The organism is Bradyrhizobium sp. HKCCYLRH2047 (genome assembly GCF_051168175.1).
GTDB lineage: Bacteria > Pseudomonadota > Alphaproteobacteria > Rhizobiales > Xanthobacteraceae > Bradyrhizobium.
Genome location: NZ_JBNPUM010000008.1, coordinates 204,067 through 226,151 on the forward strand (window position 1 = coordinate 204,067; position 22,085 = coordinate 226,151).

Genomic DNA, 22,085 nt, shown 5'->3' on the forward strand with positions numbered 1-22,085 from the left:
GGCGGCGTGCCGCCCTGCTTCCGGACTGATGGCTGATCCTATTTCGCGCCGAGCTTGCTGGCATCCTCGAAGCTCGGGCAGGTTCGCTGTTCCAGCGCCACGTCGAACGGCTGGTAATTGTCCTTGGTGATCACCGTCGGCTTCAGCACGATCTCGTTGATCACCGGCTGGCCGCGCAGCGAGCGGACGGCCATCATGGTGCCGAGGCAGCCCTGGGCGAAGCCGTTGTAGTCGCCGCTGGCGAGCAGCTTGCCGGACTTGATCGCGTCGATCGCCTCCTTGGTGCCGTTGATGCCGATCACCTGCGCCTTGCGGTTGGCGCCGTCCAGCGCCTCGATCGCGCCGACCGCCATCGCGTCGTTGGCGGCGAGCACGCCGTCGATCTGCGGGTTGGACTGCATCAGGTTCTCCATCACCTGCAGCGCCTGCAGGCGCTGATAGTTGCCGGGCTGCGACGCCAGCAGCTTCGCGCCGGGGTTCTCCTTGAGCGCGTCGTTGAAGCCGCGGACGCGGTCGACATTGGTCAGCGAGCCCTTGACGCCCTCGATGATGACGATGTTGCCCTTGCCGCCGAGCGTCTTGAGCAGGAAACGGCCCGTCTCCAGCCCGAGGCTGTAGTCGTCGGCGCCGACGAAGGCGATGAACTTGCCGCCGGCCGAGCGGTCGGTGATGTTGACGACGGGGATCTTGGCGTCGTTGATCTTCTCGACGCCGGGCACCATCGCCTTGTAGTCGACCGGCGTGAACACGATGGCGCTCGGCTTCTTCACCACGACGTCCTCGATCTGGCTGAGCTGCTCGGGGATCGAGTCCGGCTTGGTCGGGATGTAGTGCAGGACCTTGGCGTTGAGCACCTTCGCCATGTTGTCGGCGCCGACCCGCACCGTCTGGAAGAACGGATTGGTCTGGTTCTTGGTGAAGACGGCGATGGTCTCGCCGTCGGCGCGGGCCTGCGTCGCGCCCGCGGCGATCAGCAGTGACAGAGCCAAACAGCGCGTGATCCGATATTGCATGTCGTTTCCTTCCCTCGTTTTTTTGGTCGTCTTAGAGATTCATTGCGCCGGGCGCCTTGTCTTCATGTCGAGCCAGACGGCGATGATCACGATGATTCCGGTGACGAGCGGCTGCCAGTTGGCGCTGATCGCGAGCAGGTTCATGCCGTTCAGCACCAGCGTCAGGATCAGGGCGCCGATGAAGGTGCCGAACACGGTGCCGACGCCGCCGAACAGCGACGTGCCGCCGATCAGCACCGCGGCGATCGCCGGCAAGGTGAGGCTCTCGCCGATGTCGGCCTCGGCCGAGTTGAGCCGCGACAGGAAGATGATGGAGGCGAGCCCGGCCATGGTGCCGGACACCGTGTAGACCAGCAGCAGCCGGCGCGCGACCGGAATGCCGGACAGCCGCGCCGCGACCGGATTGGCGCCGATGGCGTAGATCTCCTGGCCCCAGATCGTGCGCTGCGCGAAGAACGATCCGATCGCGAGGAACACCAGCAGCAGATAGACCGGGATCGGCAGCCCGAGCAGATAGCCGCTGCCGATCTGGCGGAAGCCCGCGGGAAAGCCGTGGATGGTCTCGCCCGCCATGTACCAGTAGGTGACGCCGTTCAGCACCCAGAGCATGCCGTAGGTGGCGATGAAGGAGGGGATGCGCAGCGCCGTGACCATGAAGCCGTTGAGGAAGCCGACGCTGCCGCCCGCGAGCAGCCCGGTCAGGATTCCGAGCACGGGCGAGCCGGTCTGATGGATCACGGTGCCGGCGAGACACGCCGACAGCGCGACGTTGGCGCCGACCGACAGATCGAGGCCGGCGGTCAGCACCACCAGGGTGAGGCCGGAGGCGATGAAGAAGGTCAGGCTCGCCTGCCTGAGCACGTTGAGGATGTTGCCGAGGCTGAGGAAGGAGTCGCTCAGCACGGTCAGCGCGGCGCAGATCAACAGGGCGGCGAGCATCCGATAGAACACCTGCGCTGCATTCTGCGACAGGAGCGAGCGCGGCGGCGGCAGCGTGTCCTTGGCGATGTCGGTCATGACCGGCTCCGCAGGCCGTCGAGGAACATCGCGACGATGACCAGCGCGCCGACGCTGGCGACCTGCACCGAGGAGGGCAGGGACACCAGATTGAGCCCGTTGCGCAGCACGCCGACGGCGATGACACCGAGCACGGTGCCGAGCAGCCAGCCATTGCCGCGCTCGAACGAGGTGCCGCCGACCGCGACCGCCGCGATGGCGTCGAACTCCATCCCGAGCCCCGCGGTCGGATGTCCCGAATTCATCCGTGCGGTCATCAGCAGTCCGGCGATGCCCGCCATCGTGCCGCCGATCGCATAGACCGCGATCAGGAGCCTTGTCGGCGACAGGCCGGCATAGCGCAGCGCCTCGCGGTTGCCGCCGAGCGCGAAGATGTAGGTGCCGAACCTGGTATGATACAGCAGGCCGTGAAACACGGCGTAGGTGGCAAGCCCCATCACGATCGGCACGGGGATGCCGAGCAGCGTCGCCGCATAGATGTCGCGGACGCCGTGGGGAATGCCGACCACGCTCTGGCCGTCGCTCACGATCAGCGACAGTCCCTGTGCCATGCCGAGCGTGGCGAGCGTCGCCACGAACGGCGGAATCCCGACGACCGCGACCAGCCAGCCATTGACGGTGCCGAACGCGGCGCCGGCCAGCACCGCGGCGCCGAGGCCGAGCAGCACCGACTTGGTCGCGAGCGAGACGATGGCGACGCAGAGCGAGGTCAAGGTCAGCACCGCGCCCATCGACAGGTCGAGCCCTTCGGTCATGATGATCAGGGTCATCGGCAGCGCGAGCATGGTCAGGATCGTCGACTGCACCAGCACGTTGGAGAGGTTTGCGGCCGACAGGAAGCCGGGCGCGATCGCGCCGAACAGCGCGATCAGCAGCACCAGCACGATCGCCACGCCCGGAATGCGCTGCAAGGTTCGGATCGGCGAGACGATGGCGGTGTCACTCATCATGCATCCCCAGTCGCACGATATTCTCCTCGGTCAGCTCGCCCCGTGACAAATGCCCGGCGATGCGGCCCTCGCGCATCACATAGGCGCGGTCGCAGACGTGGCAGATCTCGATCTGCTCGGACGAGATCATCAGCGCCGCCGCGCCGTCGGCGACCAGACGGTCGATCAGCGCGAAGATCTCGGACTTGGCGCCGACGTCGATGCCGCGGGTCGGCTCGTCGAAGATGAACAGCCTGGCGCCGGCCGCCAGCCACTTGCCGATCACGACCTTCTGCTGGTTGCCGCCCGAAAGCAGCCCGACCGTCTGCCGCGCCGTGGGCGTCGCGATCCGCAACTGCCTGATCAGCCCGTCGGCCGTGCGCTGCGCGCCGCGGGGATCGTACAGCCCGCTCGGAAACAGCTTCTTCAGCGCCGACACCACGAGGTTGTCGCCGACCGAGCGCAGCAGCGCCAGGCCCTCGCTCTTGCGGCTCTCGGGGATCAGCGCGATGCCGCGGCGCGCGGCGACGTCGGGCTCGCCCGCGATCGGCTTGCCGTCGAAGATGATCTCGCCTCCGCTGACCGGATCGGCGCCGAAGATCGCGCGTGCCACCTCGGTGCGGCCGGAGCCGACGAGGCCGCACAGGCCGACGATTTCGCCCCGCCGCACCTCGATGTTGATGTCGGCAATCCCGCTCGGCGCGCTCAGTCCCCTGACCTCGAGCACGAGCTCGCCGGGCGTTTCCGCGAAATGGCGCGGATAGCTCATGTCGATAGTGCGCCCGACCATCATACGCACGAGCTGGTCGGGAGTGACGTCGGCGGGCCTGATATCGTCGATGCGGCGGCCGTCGCGCAGCACGGTAATGCGGTCGCCGAGCGCGAACACCTCGGCCATGCGGTGCGAGATGTAGACGATGGCGGCGCCGTCGGCCTTCAGCCGCCTGATCAGCGCGAACAGCAGCTCCGCCTCGCGGTCGGACAGCGCCGCGGTCGGCTCGTCCATCACCAGGATCCGCGCATTCTGGCTGATCGCCTTGGCAATCTCGACCATCTGCTGCTGCGCGACGCCCAGCGTGTCGACGATGACGGAGGGATCGATGTCGAAGCCGATGCCCTCCAGCACGTGCCGCGCATCGGCCAGGATCTTGCGGCGGTCGATGGTGCCGGGGATGCGGCCCTTCGGCTCGCGGCCGAGAAAGATGTTCTGCGCGATGTCGAGGAACGGCACCAGCGAGAATTCCTGGAAGATGACGGCGATGCCGAGCTTCTGCGCGTCGGCCGTCGATGATATCTCGACCTTCGCGCCCTTGGAGATGATCTCGCCGGCATCGGCGCTGTAGGCGCCGCACAGCACCTTCATCAGGCTGGATTTGCCGGCGCCGTTCTCGCCGAGCAGCATGTGGACTTCGCCCGGGTAGATCGCGAACGACACGTCGTCCAGCGCCTTGACGCCCGGAAACGACTTGCTGATGCCGCGCAGCTCCAGCAGCGGCGCGGGCGATGGAGCTGCGATGGCGGCCGCCGCGCTCATGACGGTGCTCCGCCGGCGAAGATCTTGCCCGGATTCATCAGGCCGGCGGGATCGAGCGCGGCCTTGATGGCGCGCATCACGGCGACGGCCCCGCCGAGCTCGTCCTCGAGATAGTCGATCTTGCCGAGGCCGATGCCGTGCTCGCCGGTGCAGGTGCCGTCCATCGCGATCGCGCGCGCCACCATGCGCGCCTGCAGCGCCTTGGCGCCGGCGAGCTCGCTGTCATCGCTGGGATCGACCAGGATCAGCATGTGGAAATTGCCGTCGCCGACATGGCCGACGATCGGCGCGAGGAAGCCGCTGGCGTCGGCGTCCCGGCGCGTCTCGGTCAGGCATTCGGCGAGCCGCGAGATCGGCACGCAGACATCGGTGATGACGGCGCGCGCACCGGGCCGCAGGCCCAGGCCGGCGTACAGCGTGTTGTCGCGCGCGTGCCACAGCCGGCTGCAGTCCTCGGCCGCCTTGGCCCAGGCGAAGCCGCGGCCGCCATGCTCGGTCGCGATCGCCTCCGCCGTCTGCGCCTGCTCGGCGACGGCCGCCTCGGAGCCGTGGAATTCGAGGAACAAGGTTGGCGCTTCCCGATAGCCGAGCTTGGAATAGGCGTTGATGCCGCGCATCATGACGTCGTCGACGAACTCGATGCGGGCGGCGGGGACCGCCGACTGGATCAGGGCGATCGCGGTGTCGACCGCGTCGTGCAGGGTCGGGAAGCTGCAGGTCGCGGCCGAGATCGCCTGGGGCAGCGGATGCAATTTCAGCGTGATCTCGGTGATCACGCCGAGCGTCCCCTCCGATCCGACGAACAGCCGCGTCAGGTCGTAGCCGGCGGCGGATTTGCGCGCACGCTTCGCGGTGCGGATCACCCGGCCGTCGGCCAGCACCACCTCCAATGCGAGGACGTTGTCCTTCATGGTGCCGTAGCGCACCGCCATGGTGCCGGAGGCGCGGGTCGAGCTCATGCCGCCGATCGAGGCGTCGGCGCCGGGATCGATCGGAAAGAACAGGCCGGTCGTGCGCAGCTCCGCATTGAGCTGCTTGCGGGTGATGCCGGGCTGCACCACGACGTCCATGTCGGCCTCATGCACGGCCAGCACCTTGTTCATGCGAGCGAAGTCGAAACAGACGCCACCCGCGGCCGCCGCGGCATTGCCTTCGAGCGAGGTGCCGGCGCCGAACGGCACGATCGGCATGCCGGCATCGGCGCACAGCCCGACGATGGCGCTGACCTCCTGCGTCGTCTCCGGGAATACGACGATGTCGGGCGGCATCGCGGGATAATACGACTCGCTGCGGCCGTGCTGATCCAGCACGCCGCGCGCGACGCTCGCGCGTGGTCCGATCAGGCACGAAAGCCGCTCGGCCAATGCGCCGGTGCCGACCCGCAACTCCATCGTTCCTCCCGTCCGCTTCCTCGACGACGACAGGACTCTTGACGGTCCTTGTCGTCCGCTCAGCTCAAGCCCGATCGCCGCGCTCCGCAAGCGCTTTCAGGCCGAAGTCGTAGTTGAGATGGAAATATCCCTCCGCCACCATGCGGCCATCTGGCGCACGGCCCGGCGGGCAGCGCGTGAAGTCGCGGATCAGGCTGTCCTTGACGCCGAACACGACGTCGGAATCGAGATACTGGTCGCCGGCGACGAACACATGGGTCACCAGCCGCTCGAAGCCCGGCGCCGAGATCATGAAATGCACATGCGCCGGCCGCCACGGATGCCGTCCCTGCGCCGCCAGCATGTCGCCGACCGGCCCGTCATCGGGGATCGGATAGGCGGCGGGCTTGATCGACCAGAAATGGAAGCGGCCGCCGGCATCGGTGCGAAAGCGCGCGCGCATGGCGAGATCGCCGATCTGCTCGAGCCGCTGCACGTCGTAATAGCCGTCATCGTCGGAGTGCCAGACGTCGACCACGGCGCCAGCGAGCGGCCGGCCGTCGGTGCGCGACACCGAGCCGGTGACGAGCAGCGGATCGCCCTTCATCGGCCCCGCGATGTCGTCGCCATTGGCGCGCTCCGGCGCGGCCTGGACGAAGAACGGGCCGAGCACGGTGGTCTCGGTGGCGCCTTCCGGCACGGGATGATTGATGGCGTCGACCAGCATGGAGACGCCGAGCGTGTCCGACAGCAGGATGAATTCCTGGCGCTTGTCGTCGCACATCCGGCCGGTGCGGGTGAGGAAGTCGATGCCGAACTCCCATTCCTGCTGGGTCGGACGGACCTCGCGCACGAAGGCATGGAGATGGCGCACCAGCGCCTCGCTGACCTGCTTGATGCGCGCATCGCTCGCGCCCGCCAGGCGGTCGAGCACGGCATCCGTGATCGTGGTCTCGTTGAAGTTGCGCACGAGGCGGCTCCTTTCAGACGGGCTCGCCGAGCCCGGACAGCCGTTCGACATGACGGACAGTGGCAAGGAAATCGGTCGTGGCCTCGCCCTGCGCGATCAGCGCGGCATAGGTCTCGCGGACCTGCGCCGCGAGCTGCAGCGGCACGCCGACGGCGTGACCGGCGCCGAGAATGAGATCGAGATCCTTGGCCATCTGCGCGCAGGAGAACGTCGCGGCAAAGTCGCGCGCCAGCAGCGGCGCGGTCTTGTACTTCACCATCGGCGAGGCGACCGCGCTGTCGTGCAGCACCTGCAGGATGTCCGGCCAGGCGATGCCGCCCTTGCGCGCCAGCGCCAGGCTCTCGGCCATCATCGCCGCGGTCGTCGCGATCATCAGGTTGACGGCGAGCTTGGCATAGCGCGCCTCTTCGGCCGCGCCGAGATAAGTCTGCGCGCGCGTGAAAGCCTGCAGCAGCGGCGTGATCCGCGCGAAGGCCGCTTTCGGCCCGGACACGAAGCAGGTCAGCTCGCCGGTGTGGGCGATGCTGGCATTGCCGGAGATCGGCGTGCGCAGATAAGCGACATCGCGCGCGCCGGCGGCCGCGGCGACTGCGCTCGAGGCGTCGACGCCCACGGTGCTGGTCTCGATCAGGATCGCGCCCGGTGCCATGGCCGCGATCACTCCGCCGTCGCCGAGCATCGCCGCGCGCAGCGCGGTGTCGTCGGGCAGGGACGCGATGACCACCGCATGTTCACGCGCCGCCTCCGTCGCGGATGTTGCAGCGACGATGCCGAGCGCGCGCGCCTCGCAGAGCCGCTCGGCGTTGGGATCGAACGCCGTGACGTCATAGCCGGCCTTGGCGAGCCGCGCCGCGATCGGCAGGCCGATCTTGCCGATGCCGATGAAGGCGAGGCGTTGGTCAGGAAGGGGCATCGATGCCGTCCGTCATTGGCTTGATCTGCCATGTGGTCTGGAGCCGGGCAGGGGGCGGCCGGGCAGGCCGTCGAAGATGAACGCCCCGGTCACGCGCCGGTCGCCGCAGCGATGGGATAGTCGACCTGGAAGCGGCCGATCCTGATGTCGCCGAGCTCCTCGCGCACGCGCAGGTGCTCGGGGTGCGAGGCATAGGCGTGCAGCGCGGCACTGCTGGCGAATTCGGAGAACAGGACGACGTCGCAGGCGTAGTCGACGTCGCTGACATCGAGACCAACCTCGATGTGGGTGAGGCCGTCGATCCGGCCCTTGAGGCCCTCGAACAGGGTCTTGACCTTGAGCCGGGCTGCGGCGCGCTCGGCGGCCGTCTCGGCGCGCAGCCGCCACATCACGATGTGCCTGATCGGCCCCGTCATTCGTGCGTCCTCACCTGTGCCTTGTTCTTGTCGGGCGATTTTGCCTTGCAGGAAATGGAAATAAAGCCCAAAAATTGTAACTCTGTTTTCCGCTCAGCGTAACAATTCGGTGCAACAATGGACCGTCTGCTCCAGCTCGAAGTGTTTTCCAGGACGGCGGAGCTGGGCAGCCTGTCCAAGGCCGCCGAGTCCTTGCGGATGTCCAACGCAGCGGCGAGCCGGCATCTCAGCGCGCTGGAGGAGCGGCTCGCGGTGCGCCTGATCGAGCGCAACACCCGCCGTCTCTGGCTGACCGAAGCCGGGCAGGAGCTGCTGCAGCGCTGTGGCACGCTGCTCAACGAGCTGGCCGAGGCCGAGGACGCCGTCAGCGACCGCGCGCTGTCGCCGCAGGGCATGCTGCGCGTCACCAGCTCGCTGTCGTTCGCGACGATCTATCTCGCGCCGATGCTGCCGGCGTTCCGCGCGATGTATCCGAAGCTGAACCTGCAGATCATCGCCGCCAACCGCTATCCGGATTTCATCGAGGCGGGCATCGACGTCGCGATCCGCACCCGCGAGCATGAGCCGGACTCGGGCATCGTCGTCCGCCGCATCGGGCAGATGCGGCGTGTGCTGGCGGCGGCGCCGTCCTATCTCGCCAGCCGCGGCCGCCCCGTCGTTCCCGCCGATCTCGTGCGCCACGACATGCTGATCTACAACCTTGCCAACGATCCCTATTCCCTGTCCCTGCGCAACGGAACGACGGCCCAGAGCATCCGGATCGCGCCGACGCTCGACAGCAATGACGGCCAGGTGATCAGGGGCGCGGCGCTGGCCGGGCTCGGCATCCTGATTCAGCCGCTCTACATCGTGCAGGGCGACATCCTGGCCGGCCGGCTGGTGCCGGTCCTGCTCGACTGGGAGCTGCCGCTCCTGACGATGAACATTGCCTACCAGAACCGCGTCAGGCTGCCGGCCAAGATCAGGGTGTTCGCCGATTTCCTCGTCGACCACATCCGGACCCATTCCGACCCTGGGATCTGGATCGAGCCGCCGAAGCCGGATTGAGCCGATGCCCCGCGTGCGGGGGGGGGGGGGAGGGGGTGTTCCGAAAAAAATAAATAGCTTGCTATTTTTCTGAAATCATGTTCTCTTGCGTGCAACCCGCCTCGAGCAGAGGGACGTACGCGTCGTCACGATACGTTGAGGTGGGCTGCGATGGACGTGACGGCTGCGCCAGACGAGCGCGGTTGGCACGGACGGCGAAGTCGTGTGGTCCTGGCCTCTCGACGCTGAGGTCAAGTCTGCGGTGGTTGCCTGACGGCACACGCGGGCGATGGGGGCAAGAAAGCCGATCCCCAGGGAGAGCACGAAGGACACCGTAAAGCCATCGCGCGGGGAAGGCCGGGTCTGTCCGGCTGTACCTGTGGTACCTGCCGCCTGCATTCTTTTGAGCAGGCGGGCCACGGGCCTCAGCCGAGGTCCGGCCTTCCTCGCGCCCTCTCGTTTCAGGGCGATATGATCGATGCATCACCTCGGGCACGGTGTGCCGTGGGGCGCGATGACGCGTGTCATGAGGCGGCGGAGCGGCCAACCAACCTTTCCGCTGTCGTCCCGGACAAGCGCGCAAAGCGCGCGCAGATCCGGGATCCATAACCCCAGGGAGGAGTTCGAGGCACGATGATGGACCGGCCGCCAAGCCAGAACCGCTGCAGAGTGGGTCCCGGGTCGGCGGCCGTCACCGCTTCCCGTCGCCGACCTTGCCTGGAACGACACCGATGATTTGGCGGCCCCTTGTGGCAACTTCCACGTCGGGCGCAGCGGCCGCATGGGGTCGATGAGGTTGCGCGCGGCATCGCCGGGTCCTCCAATCTCGTTGAGCAGTGCTCGCAAACGGCGAGGGGCGGAGGCCCGCATGAAACCCCGCCCGCGCTCCGTAAAAACTCGGGTCAAATTCTAAATATCAAGAATTATCAACGGCTTGTGACTGTCATCCGACTGTCATCGAACCTTTATAAAAGCCACACTGAGGCCCCGTAAAGCGGCCGGGGAAGCGCAATCGGGCGCAGATGGCGCTTCGCTTCCCGAGCATGGAGACCAGCTATGAATTTCGTCAAAGCTATCGTCGCTGCCGGCTTGGTCGCCGCATCGACGTCGGCGTTCGCTGCCGACATCACCGGTGCGGGCGCGACGTTCCCGTTCCCGATCTATTCCAAGTGGGCCGACGCCTACAAGAAGGAGACCGGCAACGGTCTGAACTACCAGTCGATCGGCTCCGGCGGCGGCATCAAGCAGATCCAGGCCAAGACCGTGACCTTCGGCGCCACCGACGCGCCGCTCAAGGCCGAGCAGCTCGAGAAGGACGGCCTGGTACAGTGGCCGATGGTGATGGGCGGCATCGTGCCGGTCGTCAACCTCGAGGGCGTGAAGCCGGGCGAGATGGTGCTGGACGGCGAGACGCTCGCCAACATCTATCTCGGCAAGATCACCAAGTGGGATGACGCCGCGATCAAGAAGCTCAACCCCAGCGTCAAGCTGCCGTCCGATGCGATCGCTGTCGTCCGCCGCTCCGACGGCTCGGGCACGACCTTCAACTTCACCTATTATCTCTCCGAGGCGAGCGCCGACTGGAAGAGCAAGATCGGCTTCAACACCGCGGTCGAGTGGCCGGTCGGCGTCGGCGCCAAGGGCAACGAAGGCGTGTCCGGCAACATCGGCCAGACCAAGAACTCGATCGGCTATGTCGAGTACGCCTATGCCAAGCAGAACAAGCTGACCTACACGGCCATGGTGAACAAGGCCGGCAAGACCGTGCAGCCGACCGTCGAGGCCTTCCAGGCCGCCGCCGCGAATGCCGATTGGACCAAGGCCCCCGGCTACTACGTGATTCTCGCCAACCAGCCCGGCGACAAGTCCTGGCCGATGACGGCTGCGACCTTCATCCTGATGCACAAGGAGCCGACCGACAAGGCCGCGTCCGCCGAGGCGATCAAGTTCTTCAAGTGGTCGTTCGAGAAGGGTGGCAAGATGGCCGAGGAGCTCGACTACATCCCGATGCCTGACAGCGTCGTGAAGCTGATCGAGAAGACCTGGTCTGCCGACATCAAGAGCTGAGCTGGACGTATCGAAAATTCCCCTCTCCCGGCCGCCGGGGGAGGGGTGCTACCGGGGTTGAGGCGTGTCCAAGGAACAGGGGGCGGAATTGGCAGAGATGGCGGTTCAGACCGAAGTCGGCGACATCGCGGCTGCTGCCGGGCCCTACGACCGGGCGCGCGCGCTCAGTGCCTTCAAGCTTGGCGACGTCACCTTTTACTGGATCACTCGGCTCGCCGCGATCTCGGTCCTGTTGATCCTCGGCGGCATCATCATCTCTCTCATCATCGGCGCCTGGCCGGCGATGAAGGCCTACGGCTTCGAATTCCTGTGGACGCGGCGCTGGGCGCCGTCGGCCGATCCGCCGGTGCTCGGGGCGCTCGGCCCGATCTACGGCACCCTGGTCACGTCCTTCATCGCGATGCTGATCGCGATTCCGGTGGGTCTCGGCATTGCGATCTTCCTCACCGAGCTGTGCCCGCAATGGCTGCGCCGTCCGATCGGCATTGCGATCGAGCTGCTCGCCGGCATTCCCTCGATCATCTACGGCATGTGGGGCTTCTTCGTTCTGGGCCCGTTCCTGGCCTACACGTTCCAGCCGTTCATGATCAATCTCTGCTCCGGCATCCCGGTGCTGCAGGACATCTTCGCCGGTCCGCCGTCCTATCTCAGTCTGTTCAACGCCTCGCTGATCCTGGCGATCATGGTGCTGCCCTTCATCACCTCGATCTCGGTCGACGTGTTCAAGACCGTCCCGCCGGTGCTGAAGGAAGCGGCCTACGGGGTCGGCTGCACCACCTGGGAGGTCGTGCGCAGCGTCGTCATTCCCTACACCCGTGTCGGCGTCATCGGCGGCGTCATGCTGGCGCTGGGTCGTGCGCTCGGCGAAACGATGGCGGTGACCTTCATCATCGGCAACTCGTTCCGGATCTCATCGTCGATCTTCGCGCCGGGCACCACGATCTCGGCCGCCATTGCCTCTGAGTTCCAGGAGAGCGACGGCCTGCACCAGTCGAGCCTGATCCTACTCGGCCTGCTGCTCTTCGTGCTCACCTTCTTCGTGCTGGCGAGCGCGCGCCTGATGCTCATGCGGCTCCAAGCAAAGGCGGGAAAATAAGCCATGTCCAGCGCAGATTCGCTCACCGCCGATACGCCGGTCAATCCGATCTATGCGCGCCGACGCCGCAGGGACATCGTGATCCGCGGCCTCTGCGTCGCCGCCGCGCTGTTCGGCGTCACCTGGCTGGCGCTGATCCTGTTCACGCTGTTCTATAACGGCCTCGCCGGCCTCAGCCTGCAAGTGTTTTCCGCCGACACCCCGCCGCCGGGCTCGAGCGAAGGCGGCCTGCGCAATGCCATCGTCGGCTCTCTGATCATGACGGTCATCGGCGTCGGCATCGGCGCGCCGCTCGGCCTGTTCGCCGGCACCTATCTGGCCGAGTACGGCCGCAACGACCGCCTGACCTCGGTGATCCGCTTCATCAACGACATCCTGCTGTCGGCGCCCTCGATCATCATCGGCCTGTTCATCTATGGCGCTGTCGTGGTGCCGATGGGCGGCTTCTCGGCGCTCGCAGGCTCGCTGGCGCTGGCGGTCATTGTCATCCCCGTGGTGCTGCGCACCACCGAGGACATGCTGCTGCTGGTGCCCAACCCGCTGCGTGAGGCGGCCTCGGCGCTCGGCCTGCCGCGATCGCTGGTGATCCGGCGCATCGCCTATCGCGCGGCGCGCTCGGGCCTGATCACCGGCGTGCTGCTGGCCACCGCCCGCGTCGCCGGCGAGACCGCGCCCTTGCTGTTCACTGCGCTGTCGAACCAGTTCTGGAGCCTCAGCCTCTCCAAGACGATGGCCAACCTGCCCGTCACCATCAACAACTTCGTCCAGAGCCCCTATGCCTATTGGAAGCAGCTGGCCTGGAGCGGAGCCCTTCTGATCACTCTGGCCGTGCTCGCCCTGAATGTCAGTGCACGCATTCTCGGCGCCGAGAGGAACGCAAAATGACCGACCTGTCCGTATCCGTCAGCCAGCCCAATCCCGCCGCGCTGAACGGCAAGGTTTTGCCGGAAGCCCCCGCCAAGGTGACCGCGCGCAACCTGAACTTCTATTACGGCGATCACCACGCGCTGAAGAACATCAACCTGTCGCTGGGGACCAACCGCGTCACCGCGTTCATCGGCCCGTCCGGCTGCGGCAAGTCGACCCTGCTGCGCATCTTCAACCGGATGTACGATCTCTACCCGGGCCAGCGCGCCGTTGGCCAGCTCATGCTGGACAACACCAACATCCTCGATCCCAAGCTCGACCTCAACCTGCTGCGTGCCCGTGTCGGCATGGTGTTCCAGAAGCCGACGCCGTTCCCGATGACGATCTACGAGAACATCGCCTTCGGCATCCGGCTGTATGAGAAGATCTCCAAGTCGGAGATGGACGACCGGGTCGAGAAGGCACTGCGCGGCGGCGCGTTGTGGAACGAGGTCAAGGACAAGCTCAACGCTTCGGGCCTGTCGCTGTCAGGCGGCCAGCAGCAGCGGCTGTGCATTGCGCGCACCGTGGCGGTCCGGCCGGAGGTGATCCTGTTCGACGAGCCGTGCTCGGCGCTCGATCCGATCTCGACCGCCAAGGTCGAGGAGCTGATCCAGGAGCTCGCCGAAAACTATACGATCGCCATCGTGACGCATAACATGCAGCAGGCGGCGCGCGTCTCCGACAAGACCGCCTTCATGTATCTCGGCGAGCTGATCGAGTTCGACGACACCAGCAAGATCTTCACCTCGCCGAGCGATCGGCGGACCCAGGATTACATCACCGGCCGGTTCGGCTGACGCCGACGACATTGACTTCAGGAGATCATCATGGCCAGTGAACATACCGCCAAGGCGTTCGACAGCGATCTGCAGGATCTCACCCGGCTGGTGTCGGAAATGGGCGGCCTCGCCGAGCGTCTGATCGTCGATTCCGTCGATGCGCTGGTGCGGCGCGACATCGCACTCGGCCAGAAGGTGGTCGCCACCGACGCCGAGGTCGACAAGCTGCAGCGCATCATCGAGGAGCGCGCCGTTCTTACCATCGCCCGGCGACAGCCGATGGCGGTCGACCTGCGCGAGATCGTCGGTGCGATGCGGGTCGCCACCGATCTGGAGCGCATCGGCGATCTCGCCAAGAACATCGGCAAGCGCGTCGCGGCGCTGGAGAGCGACTTCCATCCGCTCAAGCTGATCCGCGGGCTCGAGCACATGACCGACCTGGTGCAGTCGCAGGTCAAGACGGTGCTGGACGCCTATGCCGCGCACGATTTGCCGGCGGCGATGACGGTGTGGAAGGGCGACGAGGAGGTCGACGCCATCTGCACCTCGCTGTTCCGCGAACTCCTGACCTACATGATGGAGGATCCGCGCAACATCTCGTTCTGCATCCATCTGATGTTCTGCGCCAAGAACATCGAGCGCATCGGCGATCACGCGACCAACATCGCGGAGACCGTCTTCTATATGATCGAAGGCCAGCAGATCATGGACAAGCGCCCGAAGGGCGACATGACGAGCTTCGCATCGACGATCCCCGGCAACTGAGAGAGACGGTTCTGACATGGGCGCCCGAATTCTGGTGGTGGAGGACGAGGAGGCGCTGACGACGCTCCTGCGCTACAACCTCGAGGCCGAAGGCTACGAGGTCGAGACGGTGGCGCGCGGAGACGAGGCCGACACACGGCTGAAGGAGCGCGTTCCCGATCTCGTCGTGCTCGACTGGATGCTGCCGGGCCTGTCCGGCATCGAGCTGTGCCGCCGCCTGCGGGCGCGGTCCGAGACCCGGCAATTGCCGATCATCATGCTCACCGCGCGCGGCGAGGAGAGCGAGCGCGTGCGCGGCCTCGCGACCGGCGCCGACGACTACATCGTCAAGCCGTTCTCGGTGCCGGAGCTGCTGGCGCGCGTGAAGGGCCTGCTGCGGCGGGCGAGCCCGGAGCGGCTGGCGACCGTGCTGTCCTATGGCGACATCGAGCTCGACCGCGAGAAGCGCCGCGTGGCGCGCTCGGGACGGCCGATCGATCTCGGCCCGACCGAATACCGCCTGCTCGAGTTTTTCCTGGAGCATCCCGGCCGCGTGTTCAGCCGTGAGCAGCTGCTCGACAGCGTCTGGGGCCGCGACATCTATATCGACGAGCGCACGGTCGACGTCCATATCGGCCGCCTGCGCAAGCTGCTCAATCCGGGCCGCGAGCAGGACCCGATCCGCACCGTGCGCGGCGCCGGCTATGCGCTCGATGATCGCTTCGCCAAGAGCGAGCAGGTGTAAGGGGCGATCGGGCGTGAGGATGAAGCAGGTGTGAGGCGCGAGGGGGCCCGATTGAGGAGATCGCGGTCCGCTTTCGGCCACGCCGCCGCCGTCTTGATCGTGTCTGCTTCGTGGCCCGTCACGATGTTTCGGTCCCAGCGGACGCCCTTGATCAAGATCATCATCATATCTCTAGCCGTGCTGCTCGGCAGCGCGGCGGGCGCCGCGGCCGCCGAGCTCGAAGACGCGGTCGCCGCGGCGGGAAACGGACAGCACGCCGCGGCGATGCGCCGCCTGCTGCCGCTGGCCGCCAAGGGCGATGCGCGGGCGCAGTTCGACGTCGGCTTCATGGAGGCCTTCGGCTGGGGCCAACCGCGCAACCCCGCCGAGGCGCTGGCGTGGTATCGCAAGGCCGCCGATCAGGGCCTCGCCGTCGCCCAGCATTATCTCGGCATCGCCTATGTCAACGGCGAAGGTGTCGCGAGCAATTATGGCGAAGCCGGCCGCTGGTTCAGCCGCGCGGCAGCGCAGGGCTTCGCCCAGTCGCAATACATGCTGGGCCTGATGCTGCTCGACGGTCGCGGCGTGAAGCAGGACGTCGTGCAGGGCTACGCCTGGCTGGTGATGGCGGGTCGCAGCGGCGTGCGATCGGCCGGCCGCGACGTGCAGAGGGTCAAGCTGACCGAGCCGCAGCGCGTCCAGGCCCAGAGCGCCATTGCGGCCTGGCGGCCGAAGCCGGAATCGGCGGAGGCGGGCGTCGCCGCTCCGCGTCCGGAGCAACTGCTCGGGCTCGACCGCCACATCGGCGAGGTCGTCGATCCCACCTCGTGGCCGGCGTCGTCGATCGGCGTCGTCACCGTCGCGCAATACTCGACCGGCGGCTGGTGCACCGGCACTCTGGTCGCGCCGCGCGTCGTGCTCACCGCCGCGCATTGCGTGTTCAACGGCGTCGCGCAGGTCAGCCCCGGCAATGTCCGCTTCCTGGCCGGCATGAACAGGGGCACGCCGGCGGCATCGTCGGTCGCCGACAAGCTGATCGTGGCGCCGGACTTCGTCCCGACCCGGCACGACAGATGGTCGCTCGACCGCTCGCCCGCCGATTGGGCGCTGATCGTGCTGAAGGATGCGCTGCCGTCGAAGCCGGTCGCGGTCAAGGCGCTGACGCGCGAGGAACTGCAGGCTGCGACATCAGCCGGAACCATCTCCGAGATCGGCTACGGCCAGGAGCGCCGCTATTCGCCGACCGGCCAGCGCAATTGCAGCGCCGGCATGACCAGCGATGCCCGGCTGCTGACGGTGCATTGCCTCGCCAATTTCGGCTATTCGGGCTCGCCGATCCTGGCCGAGGTCGGCGGGCAGCCGACCGTTGTCGGCATCTTCTCGGCGTTCCACGAGGAGACCCGGCTGATGTTCGCCGCGCCCGCAAGCCAGTTCGAGGCCGTCGTGCGGCGCGAGATTGCGGCGCAGAGTGCCTCGGCGCGGTGAGGGGGAGGGGACGAGAGAGGTCCCGCCGCTGGTCACGATCTGTGCGCGACTGGATAGCGGGTTGCCAAGCGAGCGGGCGATCCGGCAAGTGCAGCCGATTTTTTCCTGTAGCTTTCGCCTGCAGCGGGGCTTTACCGAACTGGCCTGGCTCTTGCTATAGTTCGAGTATGACGATTGTTCCAATTGATCATCCTCGTGCCCCGCGGCTGCTGTGGTGGCGGTCGCAGCCCGGCAGGACCGTTGCGCTCGTCGCTGGGCTGGTCGCGGCCAATGCGGTGGCCTGGGCCTGGGCATTCGCGCTCTACGCCGACCGGCCCGCCATCGTCGGCACCGCGATGCTGGCCTGGTTGCTCGGACTGCGCCATGCCGTCGATGCGGACCACATCGCGGCGATCGACAATGTGGTGCGGAAGCTCGTGCAGGACGGTCGCGCCCCGCGCGCCGCCGGCCTCTATTTTGCGCTCGGCCATTCCAGCGTCGTCGTCATCGCCACCATCGTGGTGAGCCTGGTGGCCGGCGCAGATCTGTTGAGTGAGGACAGCGCCATCCGTGCGATCGGCGGCACCATCGGCACCTCGGTCTCCGCAGGCTTCCTGCTGCTGATCGCCTTCGCGAATCTGGTGCTGTTCGTGAACCTCTGGCGCCGCCCATCCCACCCCCATTCCGACATGGATGCCGCCGGTAGCGCCGGGCGGGGCCTGCTCATTCGTCTGCTGCGGCCGGTGCTCCGCGTCGTGTCCCGCGCCTGGCACATGTACCCGCTCGGCTTCCTGTTCGGCCTCGGCTTCGACACCGCCAGCGAAATCGGGCTGCTCAGCCTGTCGGCGACCGAGGCGGCGCGCGGGGCGAGCCTGGCGCATGTGCTCGTATTCCCGGCGCTGTTCGCCGCGGCGATGGCCACCGTCGACACCGCCGACAGCATGCTGATGGCCGGCGCCTATCGCTGGGCGCTCACGGATCCCGCGCGCAAGCGGCGCTACAATCTGGTCATCACCGGCGCCTCGGTCGCGATCGCGCTGGTGATCGGCGGCGTCGAGGCGGTCGCGCTGCTGACGCCCCGGCTTGGCTTCACCGGCGGATGGGCCGAGGTCGTCACCGCGCTTGGCGATGATCTCGCCAACCTCGGGATCGTCGCCATCGGACTGTTCGGCCTGATCTGGGCGGGTGCCATGCTGCTTGGCCGCCGTCCGGGCGGTTCCGAGGATGCGCCGGGTGAGGAGCTTGCCAGCGTTCGCGCCGGGGCGCTAAACCCGAGGGCGAAATAGGATCGAGCGCGCGGGTACGAATGATGGCCGGCTCGGACGAAATGACCAGGATGCTGTGGCTGCAGGGCGCGAGCTGCGGCGGCTGCACGATGTCGATCCTGGAAAGCGGTGCGTCCGGCTGGTTCGATGAGCTGCGCCAGTCCGGCATTGACCTCATCTGGCATCCCTCCGTCAGCGAGCAGACCGGAGACGAGGTCGTGGAGCTACTGGAGGCGATCCGCGACGGTCGCGAGCGGCTCGATCTGCTGGTGCTCGAAGGCTCGGTGGCGCGCGGACCTGGTCAGACCGGCCGCTTCAACATGCTCGCCGGCACCAACCGCTCGATCTATCACTGGCTGCTCGATCTGGCGCCGCTGGCCGACTACGTCGTCGCCGTCGGCAGCTGCGCGGCCTATGGCGGCATTCCTGCTGCCGGTATCAACCCGACCGACGCGGTCGGATTGCAGTTCGAGGGCAGTGACATCGGCGGCGCGCTCGGCGCGGGATTCCGCTCGAAACGCGGGCTGCCGGTGATCAACGTCGCAGGCTGCGCGCCGCATCCGGGCTGGATGATGGAAAGCCTGCTGGCGCTCACCTCGGGCGATCTGACGGCAGACGGCCTCGACGCAGTGGGACGTCCGACCTTCATCGCCAATCACTTGGCTCATCACGGCTGCTCACGCAATGAGTTCTACGAGTTCAAGGCGAGCGCTGAGACGATGTCGGAGCGCGGCTGCCTGATGGAGCATCTCGGTTGCCGCGCGACGCAGGCGGTCGGCGATTGCAATCAGCGCTCCTGGAATGGCGGCGGCTCCTGCACCAAGGGCGGGTACGCCTGCATCGCCTGCACCTCGCCGGGCTTCGAGAGCACGCAGAACTATCTGGAGACGGCGAAGCTCGCGGGCATTCCCGTAGGCCTTCCGACCGACATGCCGAAAGCCTGGTTCGTGGCGCTTGCCGCGCTGTCGAAATCGGCCACGCCGCGCCGCGTGCGGGTCAATGCGACGGCGGATCATGTCGTGGTGCCGCCTGGCCGGCCCAGTGACAAGCGCCGTCCATGACGCGGATCACGGTCGGGCCGTTCAATCGTGTCGAAGGCGACCTCGAGGTCAGGCTCGATATCGAGAGCGGCCGCGTCACCAGGGCGGAAGTGACGGCGCCGCTCTATCGCGGCTTCGAGCAGATCCTGGAGGGGCGGCCGCCGCTGGACGCGCTGGTGATCGCACCGCGAATCTGCGGCATCTGCTCGGTGTCGCAATCGATCGCCGCCGCCGCCGCGTTGCGCCAGGCCATGGGCATTGCGGCAGCGCCAAACGGCATCCTCGCGGCCAACATCGCCCATGCGGCCGAGAACGCGGCGGACCATCTGACGCATTTCTACATCTTCTTCATGCCGGACTTCGCCCGCGACGCCTACGTCGCGCACGCCTGGCATTCGGCTGCGGCCGAGCGTTTCGCGGCGACGAAGGGCAGCGCGGCTCGCGAAGCGTTGCCGGCGCGCGCGCGGCTGCTCGAGATCATGGGCCTGATCGCCGGCAAATGGCCGCACAGTCTCGCCTTCCAGCCGGGCGGGACCACGCGCGCGATCGAGCTCGGCGAGCGCGTGCGCCTCAACGCGATCGCGGCGTCGTTTCGCGGTTTTCTTGAACGCGCCGTGTTTGCCGACAGGCTGGAGAATGTGCTCGCCTTGTCGACGTCGGACGAGCTCGACCGTTGGCGCGAGGGCCGCGCCGGCGACTTCGCGCATTTCCTGCGCATCGCCGACGCGCTCGATCTGGCGCATCTTGGCCCGGGCTCCGGCCTGCTGATGAGTTTCGGCGCTTATCACGAATCTGACAGTGCGCACTTCCGCGCCGGGCTTCGCACCCGCGATGGAACGACCGAAGCGCTGCCGTCGAATCGGATCACGGAGGACGTGTCGCACGCCTGGATGCGTGCGACCTCGCTCGATCCGGCCGAGAGCCGGACCGAGCCCGACGCCGACAAGCCCGACGCCTATAGTTGGTGCAAGGCGCCGCGGCTTGCGGGAGAACCGGTCGAGGTCGGCGCTCTCGCAAGGCAGGCCATCGACGGTCAGCCGTTGATCTCCGCGCTGCTCGCGGGCGGTCGCAGCAATGTCCGCAATCGTGTCATCGCCCGGCTGATCGAGACCGCGCGCCTCGCGCTGGCGATCGAGCATTGGATCAAGGCACTGCGTCTCAACGAGCCGTTCTGCGACAACAGCGCCAGTACGGCCGACGGCAATTTCGTCGGGCTCGTGGAAGCTGCGCGCGGCAGCCTGGGCCACTGGCTCGCGGTGCGCTCCGGCCGCATCGAGCGCTATCAGATCATCGCGCCGACCAGCTGGAATTTCTCTCCGCGCGACGCGGATGGGATAGCCGGTCCGCTCGAACAGGCGCTGGTCGGCACCGAGGTCGGCGATGCCGGCGCTCGTGCGGTCGGCATCCAGCACGTCGTGCGGTCGTTCGATCCGTGCATGGTCTGCACGGCGCATTGAGCGCGCTGCACACAGGCAGGCAGCAAGCGGAAACAAGCTTGTCGGTGCAAAGCGCGTGATTTCCGATTATCGCGCGCGATCCGCTGTCGAAGCCTTAGCCGCTGCGGCCTCACTGCTTCAAGCATCTGGAATCATTATGATTCAAATCCAGGGATGATGCTGGCCCGCATCTTGCTGTCCTTCTCGCCAGAACGCGATCACACGATCGCCAACGCGATATCAGGGGGAGGACTCATGGGCGCGGCAACGGAAACTTTTTACAGCGTCATCCGGCGTCAGGGCATCACGCGGCGCAGCTTTCACAAATTCTGCAGCCTGACGGCGACGAGCCTCGGGCTCGGGCCGGTCGCGGCGAGCCGCATCGCCAATGCGCTGGAGACCAAGCCGCGCACGCCGGTCATCTGGATGCACGGGCTCGAATGCACCTGCTGCTCGGAGAGCTTCATCCGCTCGGCGCATCCGCTGGTGAAGGATGCCGTGCTGTCGATGATCTCGCTCGACTATGACGACACCATCATGGCGGCGGCCGGCCACCAGGCCGAGGCCATCCTCGAAGAGACGCGCGCGAAGTACAAGGGACAATACATTCTCGCGGTCGAGGGCAATCCGCCGCTGAACGAAGGTGGCATGTTCTGCATCGACGGCGGCAAGCCGTTCGTCGAGAAGCTGAAGATGATGGCCGAGGACGCGATGGCGATCATCGCCTGGGGCGCTTGCGCCTCCTGGGGCTGCGTGCAGGCGGCGAAGCCGAATCCGACGCAGGCGACGCCGATCGACAAGGTCATCACCAACAAGCCGATCATCAAGGTGCCGGGCTGCCCGCCGATCGCCGAGGTCATGACCGGCGTCGTCACCTTCATCACCACCTTCGGCAAGCTGCCAGAGCTCGACCGCCAGGGCCGGCCGAAGATGTTCTACTCACAGCGCATCCACGACAAGTGCTATCGCCGGCCGCATTTCGACGCCGGCCAGTTCGTCGAGGAGTGGGACGACGAGGCGGCGCGCAAGGGCTACTGCCTCTACAAGATGGGCTGCAAGGGCCCCACCACCTACAACGCCTGCTCGACGGTGCGATGGAATGGCGGCGTATCGTTCCCGATCCAGTCGGGTCATGGCTGCATCGGCTGCTCGGAGGACGGCTTCTGGGACAAGGGCTCGTTCTACGACCGCCTCACCAACATCAAGCAGTTCGGCATCGAGCACAACGCCGACCAGGTCGGCATGGTGGCCGCGGGCACGGTAGGTGCGGCGGTCGCAGCGCATGCGGCGGTCACGGCGGTCAAGCGTCTCGCGACCAAACGCGACGACGCCAAGGAAAACGCCAAGCAAGATCATTGATCGAATTCAGGACA

The 22,085-nt window shown here is 66.8% G+C and carries 20 protein-coding genes; 12 read left to right on the forward strand and 8 right to left on the reverse strand.

What is annotated here, in order from left to right; all coding sequences use genetic code 11:
• Positions 1-38: 38 nt before the first annotated feature.
• From ACQR1D_RS20345 to ACQR1D_RS20380, 8 genes are all read right to left on the reverse strand, one after another.
• Positions 39-1,013, reverse strand: a complete 975-nt coding sequence (locus ACQR1D_RS20345) for a sugar ABC transporter substrate-binding protein (RefSeq protein ID WP_434893990.1) — start codon at positions 1,011-1,013, stop codon at positions 39-41.
• 39 nt (positions 1,014-1,052) lie between these two features.
• Complete coding sequence (locus ACQR1D_RS20350; protein WP_316217777.1) at positions 1,053-2,030, reverse strand: ABC transporter permease; 978 nt, start codon at positions 2,028-2,030, stop codon at positions 1,053-1,055.
• Complete coding sequence (locus ACQR1D_RS20355; protein ID WP_315802045.1) at positions 2,027-2,977, reverse strand: ABC transporter permease; 951 nt, start codon at positions 2,975-2,977, stop codon at positions 2,027-2,029. The genes ACQR1D_RS20350 and ACQR1D_RS20355 overlap by 4 nt, the downstream gene beginning before the upstream one ends.
• On the reverse strand, positions 2,970-4,493 hold the full coding sequence (locus ACQR1D_RS20360; RefSeq protein ID WP_434893991.1) for a sugar ABC transporter ATP-binding protein: 1,524 nt from the start codon (positions 4,491-4,493) through the stop codon (positions 2,970-2,972). The genes ACQR1D_RS20355 and ACQR1D_RS20360 overlap by 8 nt, the downstream gene beginning before the upstream one ends.
• The gene (locus tag ACQR1D_RS20365) at positions 4,490-5,884 is read right to left on the reverse strand and encodes an FAD-linked oxidase C-terminal domain-containing protein (RefSeq protein WP_434893992.1); all 1,395 of its coding nucleotides are present in this window, start codon (positions 5,882-5,884) and stop codon (positions 4,490-4,492) included. Before ACQR1D_RS20365 ends, ACQR1D_RS20360 begins: the two co-directional genes overlap by 4 nt.
• 64 nt (positions 5,885-5,948) lie before the next feature.
• Positions 5,949-6,833, reverse strand: coding sequence for an intradiol ring-cleavage dioxygenase (locus tag ACQR1D_RS20370; protein WP_315802048.1), 885 nt, complete (start codon positions 6,831-6,833; stop codon positions 5,949-5,951).
• Between the two features lie 13 nt (positions 6,834-6,846).
• Positions 6,847-7,746, reverse strand: a complete 900-nt coding sequence (locus ACQR1D_RS20375; protein WP_434893993.1) for an NAD(P)-dependent oxidoreductase — start codon at positions 7,744-7,746, stop codon at positions 6,847-6,849.
• Positions 7,747-7,835: 89 nt separating this feature from the next.
• Positions 7,836-8,162, reverse strand: a complete 327-nt coding sequence (locus ACQR1D_RS20380; RefSeq protein WP_315802050.1) for a Dabb family protein — start codon at positions 8,160-8,162, stop codon at positions 7,836-7,838.
• A 117-nt stretch (positions 8,163-8,279) separates the two neighbouring features.
• On the opposite strand from ACQR1D_RS20380, the gene ACQR1D_RS20385 reads away from it, so the two are divergent.
• The 12 genes from ACQR1D_RS20385 to ACQR1D_RS20440 all read left to right on the forward strand — a co-directional run bounded on the left by ACQR1D_RS20385 (position 8,280) and on the right by ACQR1D_RS20440 (position 22,071).
• A complete protein-coding gene (locus ACQR1D_RS20385; protein WP_316217771.1) occupies positions 8,280-9,209 on the forward strand; it encodes a LysR family transcriptional regulator in 930 nt (309 codons plus the stop codon).
• Between the two features lie 1,035 nt (positions 9,210-10,244).
• A complete protein-coding gene (gene pstS, locus ACQR1D_RS20390; protein ID WP_315802052.1) occupies positions 10,245-11,255 on the forward strand; it encodes a phosphate ABC transporter substrate-binding protein PstS in 1,011 nt (336 codons plus the stop codon).
• A gap of 97 nt (positions 11,256-11,352) precedes the next feature.
• On the forward strand, positions 11,353-12,351 hold the full coding sequence (pstC, locus tag ACQR1D_RS20395; RefSeq protein WP_315802053.1) for a phosphate ABC transporter permease subunit PstC: 999 nt from the start codon (positions 11,353-11,355) through the stop codon (positions 12,349-12,351).
• Positions 12,352-12,354: 3 nt separating this feature from the next.
• Positions 12,355-13,236, forward strand: a complete 882-nt coding sequence (gene pstA, locus ACQR1D_RS20400; protein WP_434839341.1) for a phosphate ABC transporter permease PstA — start codon at positions 12,355-12,357, stop codon at positions 13,234-13,236.
• Positions 13,233-14,057 (forward strand): phosphate ABC transporter ATP-binding protein PstB, encoded by an 825-nt coding sequence (pstB, locus tag ACQR1D_RS20405; protein WP_315802055.1) that lies wholly within the window; start codon positions 13,233-13,235, stop codon positions 14,055-14,057. Before pstA ends, pstB begins: the two co-directional genes overlap by 4 nt.
• A 30-nt stretch (positions 14,058-14,087) precedes the next feature.
• A complete protein-coding gene (phoU, locus tag ACQR1D_RS20410; protein WP_315713504.1) occupies positions 14,088-14,804 on the forward strand; it encodes a phosphate signaling complex protein PhoU in 717 nt (238 codons plus the stop codon).
• Positions 14,805-14,820: 16 nt separating this feature from the next.
• The gene (phoB, locus tag ACQR1D_RS20415; protein ID WP_315754964.1) at positions 14,821-15,528 is read left to right on the forward strand and encodes a phosphate regulon transcriptional regulator PhoB; all 708 of its coding nucleotides are present in this window, start codon (positions 14,821-14,823) and stop codon (positions 15,526-15,528) included.
• A 147-nt stretch (positions 15,529-15,675) separates the two neighbouring features.
• Positions 15,676-16,992 carry a trypsin-like serine protease gene (locus tag ACQR1D_RS20420; RefSeq protein ID WP_434839340.1) on the forward strand — a complete coding sequence of 439 codons (1,317 nt, stop codon included), beginning with the start codon at positions 15,676-15,678 and terminating at the stop codon, positions 16,990-16,992.
• Between the two features lie 167 nt (positions 16,993-17,159).
• On the forward strand, positions 17,160-18,257 hold the full coding sequence (locus ACQR1D_RS20425; RefSeq protein ID WP_434893994.1) for a HoxN/HupN/NixA family nickel/cobalt transporter: 1,098 nt from the start codon (positions 17,160-17,162) through the stop codon (positions 18,255-18,257).
• Positions 18,258-18,280: 23 nt separating this feature from the next.
• Complete coding sequence (locus ACQR1D_RS20430) at positions 18,281-19,297, forward strand: HupU protein (protein ID WP_434873204.1); 1,017 nt, start codon at positions 18,281-18,283, stop codon at positions 19,295-19,297.
• A complete protein-coding gene (locus tag ACQR1D_RS20435) occupies positions 19,294-20,733 on the forward strand; it encodes a nickel-dependent hydrogenase large subunit (RefSeq protein ID WP_315802059.1) in 1,440 nt (479 codons plus the stop codon). Before ACQR1D_RS20430 ends, ACQR1D_RS20435 begins: the two co-directional genes overlap by 4 nt.
• 234 nt (positions 20,734-20,967) lie before the next feature.
• Positions 20,968-22,071 (forward strand): hydrogenase small subunit, encoded by a 1,104-nt coding sequence (locus ACQR1D_RS20440; RefSeq protein ID WP_315802060.1) that lies wholly within the window; start codon positions 20,968-20,970, stop codon positions 22,069-22,071.
• Positions 22,072-22,085 lie beyond the last annotated feature (14 nt).

Bases quoted from the DNA above. Each gene is read 5' to 3' on its own strand.
- ACQR1D_RS20345 (WP_434893990.1), bottom strand. From the start codon at position 1,013: ATGCAATATCGGATCACGCGCTGTTTGGCTCTGTCACTGCTGATCGCC.
- ACQR1D_RS20350 (WP_316217777.1), bottom strand. From the start codon at position 2,030: ATGACCGACATCGCCAAGGACACGCTGCCGCCGCCGCGCTCGCTCCTG.
- ACQR1D_RS20355 (WP_315802045.1), bottom strand. From the start codon at position 2,977: ATGAGTGACACCGCCATCGTCTCGCCGATCCGAACCTTGCAGCGCATT.
- ACQR1D_RS20360 (WP_434893991.1), bottom strand. From the start codon at position 4,493: ATGAGCGCGGCGGCCGCCATCGCAGCTCCATCGCCCGCGCCGCTGCTG.
- ACQR1D_RS20365 (WP_434893992.1), bottom strand. From the start codon at position 5,884: ATGGAGTTGCGGGTCGGCACCGGCGCATTGGCCGAGCGGCTTTCGTGC.
- ACQR1D_RS20375 (WP_434893993.1), bottom strand. From the start codon at position 7,746: ATGCCCCTTCCTGACCAACGCCTCGCCTTCATCGGCATCGGCAAGATC.
- ACQR1D_RS20380 (WP_315802050.1), bottom strand. From the start codon at position 8,162: ATGACGGGGCCGATCAGGCACATCGTGATGTGGCGGCTGCGCGCCGAG.
- ACQR1D_RS20385 (WP_316217771.1), top strand. From the start codon at position 8,280: ATGGACCGTCTGCTCCAGCTCGAAGTGTTTTCCAGGACGGCGGAGCTG.
- pstS (WP_315802052.1), top strand. From the start codon at position 10,245: ATGAATTTCGTCAAAGCTATCGTCGCTGCCGGCTTGGTCGCCGCATCG.
- pstC (WP_315802053.1), top strand. From the start codon at position 11,353: ATGGCGGTTCAGACCGAAGTCGGCGACATCGCGGCTGCTGCCGGGCCC.
- pstA (WP_434839341.1), top strand. From the start codon at position 12,355: ATGTCCAGCGCAGATTCGCTCACCGCCGATACGCCGGTCAATCCGATC.
- pstB (WP_315802055.1), top strand. From the start codon at position 13,233: ATGACCGACCTGTCCGTATCCGTCAGCCAGCCCAATCCCGCCGCGCTG.
- phoU (WP_315713504.1), top strand. From the start codon at position 14,088: ATGGCCAGTGAACATACCGCCAAGGCGTTCGACAGCGATCTGCAGGAT.
- phoB (WP_315754964.1), top strand. From the start codon at position 14,821: ATGGGCGCCCGAATTCTGGTGGTGGAGGACGAGGAGGCGCTGACGACG.
- ACQR1D_RS20425 (WP_434893994.1), top strand. From the start codon at position 17,160: ATGACGATTGTTCCAATTGATCATCCTCGTGCCCCGCGGCTGCTGTGG.
- ACQR1D_RS20430 (WP_434873204.1), top strand. From the start codon at position 18,281: ATGGCCGGCTCGGACGAAATGACCAGGATGCTGTGGCTGCAGGGCGCG.
- ACQR1D_RS20435 (WP_315802059.1), top strand. From the start codon at position 19,294: ATGACGCGGATCACGGTCGGGCCGTTCAATCGTGTCGAAGGCGACCTC.
- ACQR1D_RS20440 (WP_315802060.1), top strand. From the start codon at position 20,968: ATGGGCGCGGCAACGGAAACTTTTTACAGCGTCATCCGGCGTCAGGGC.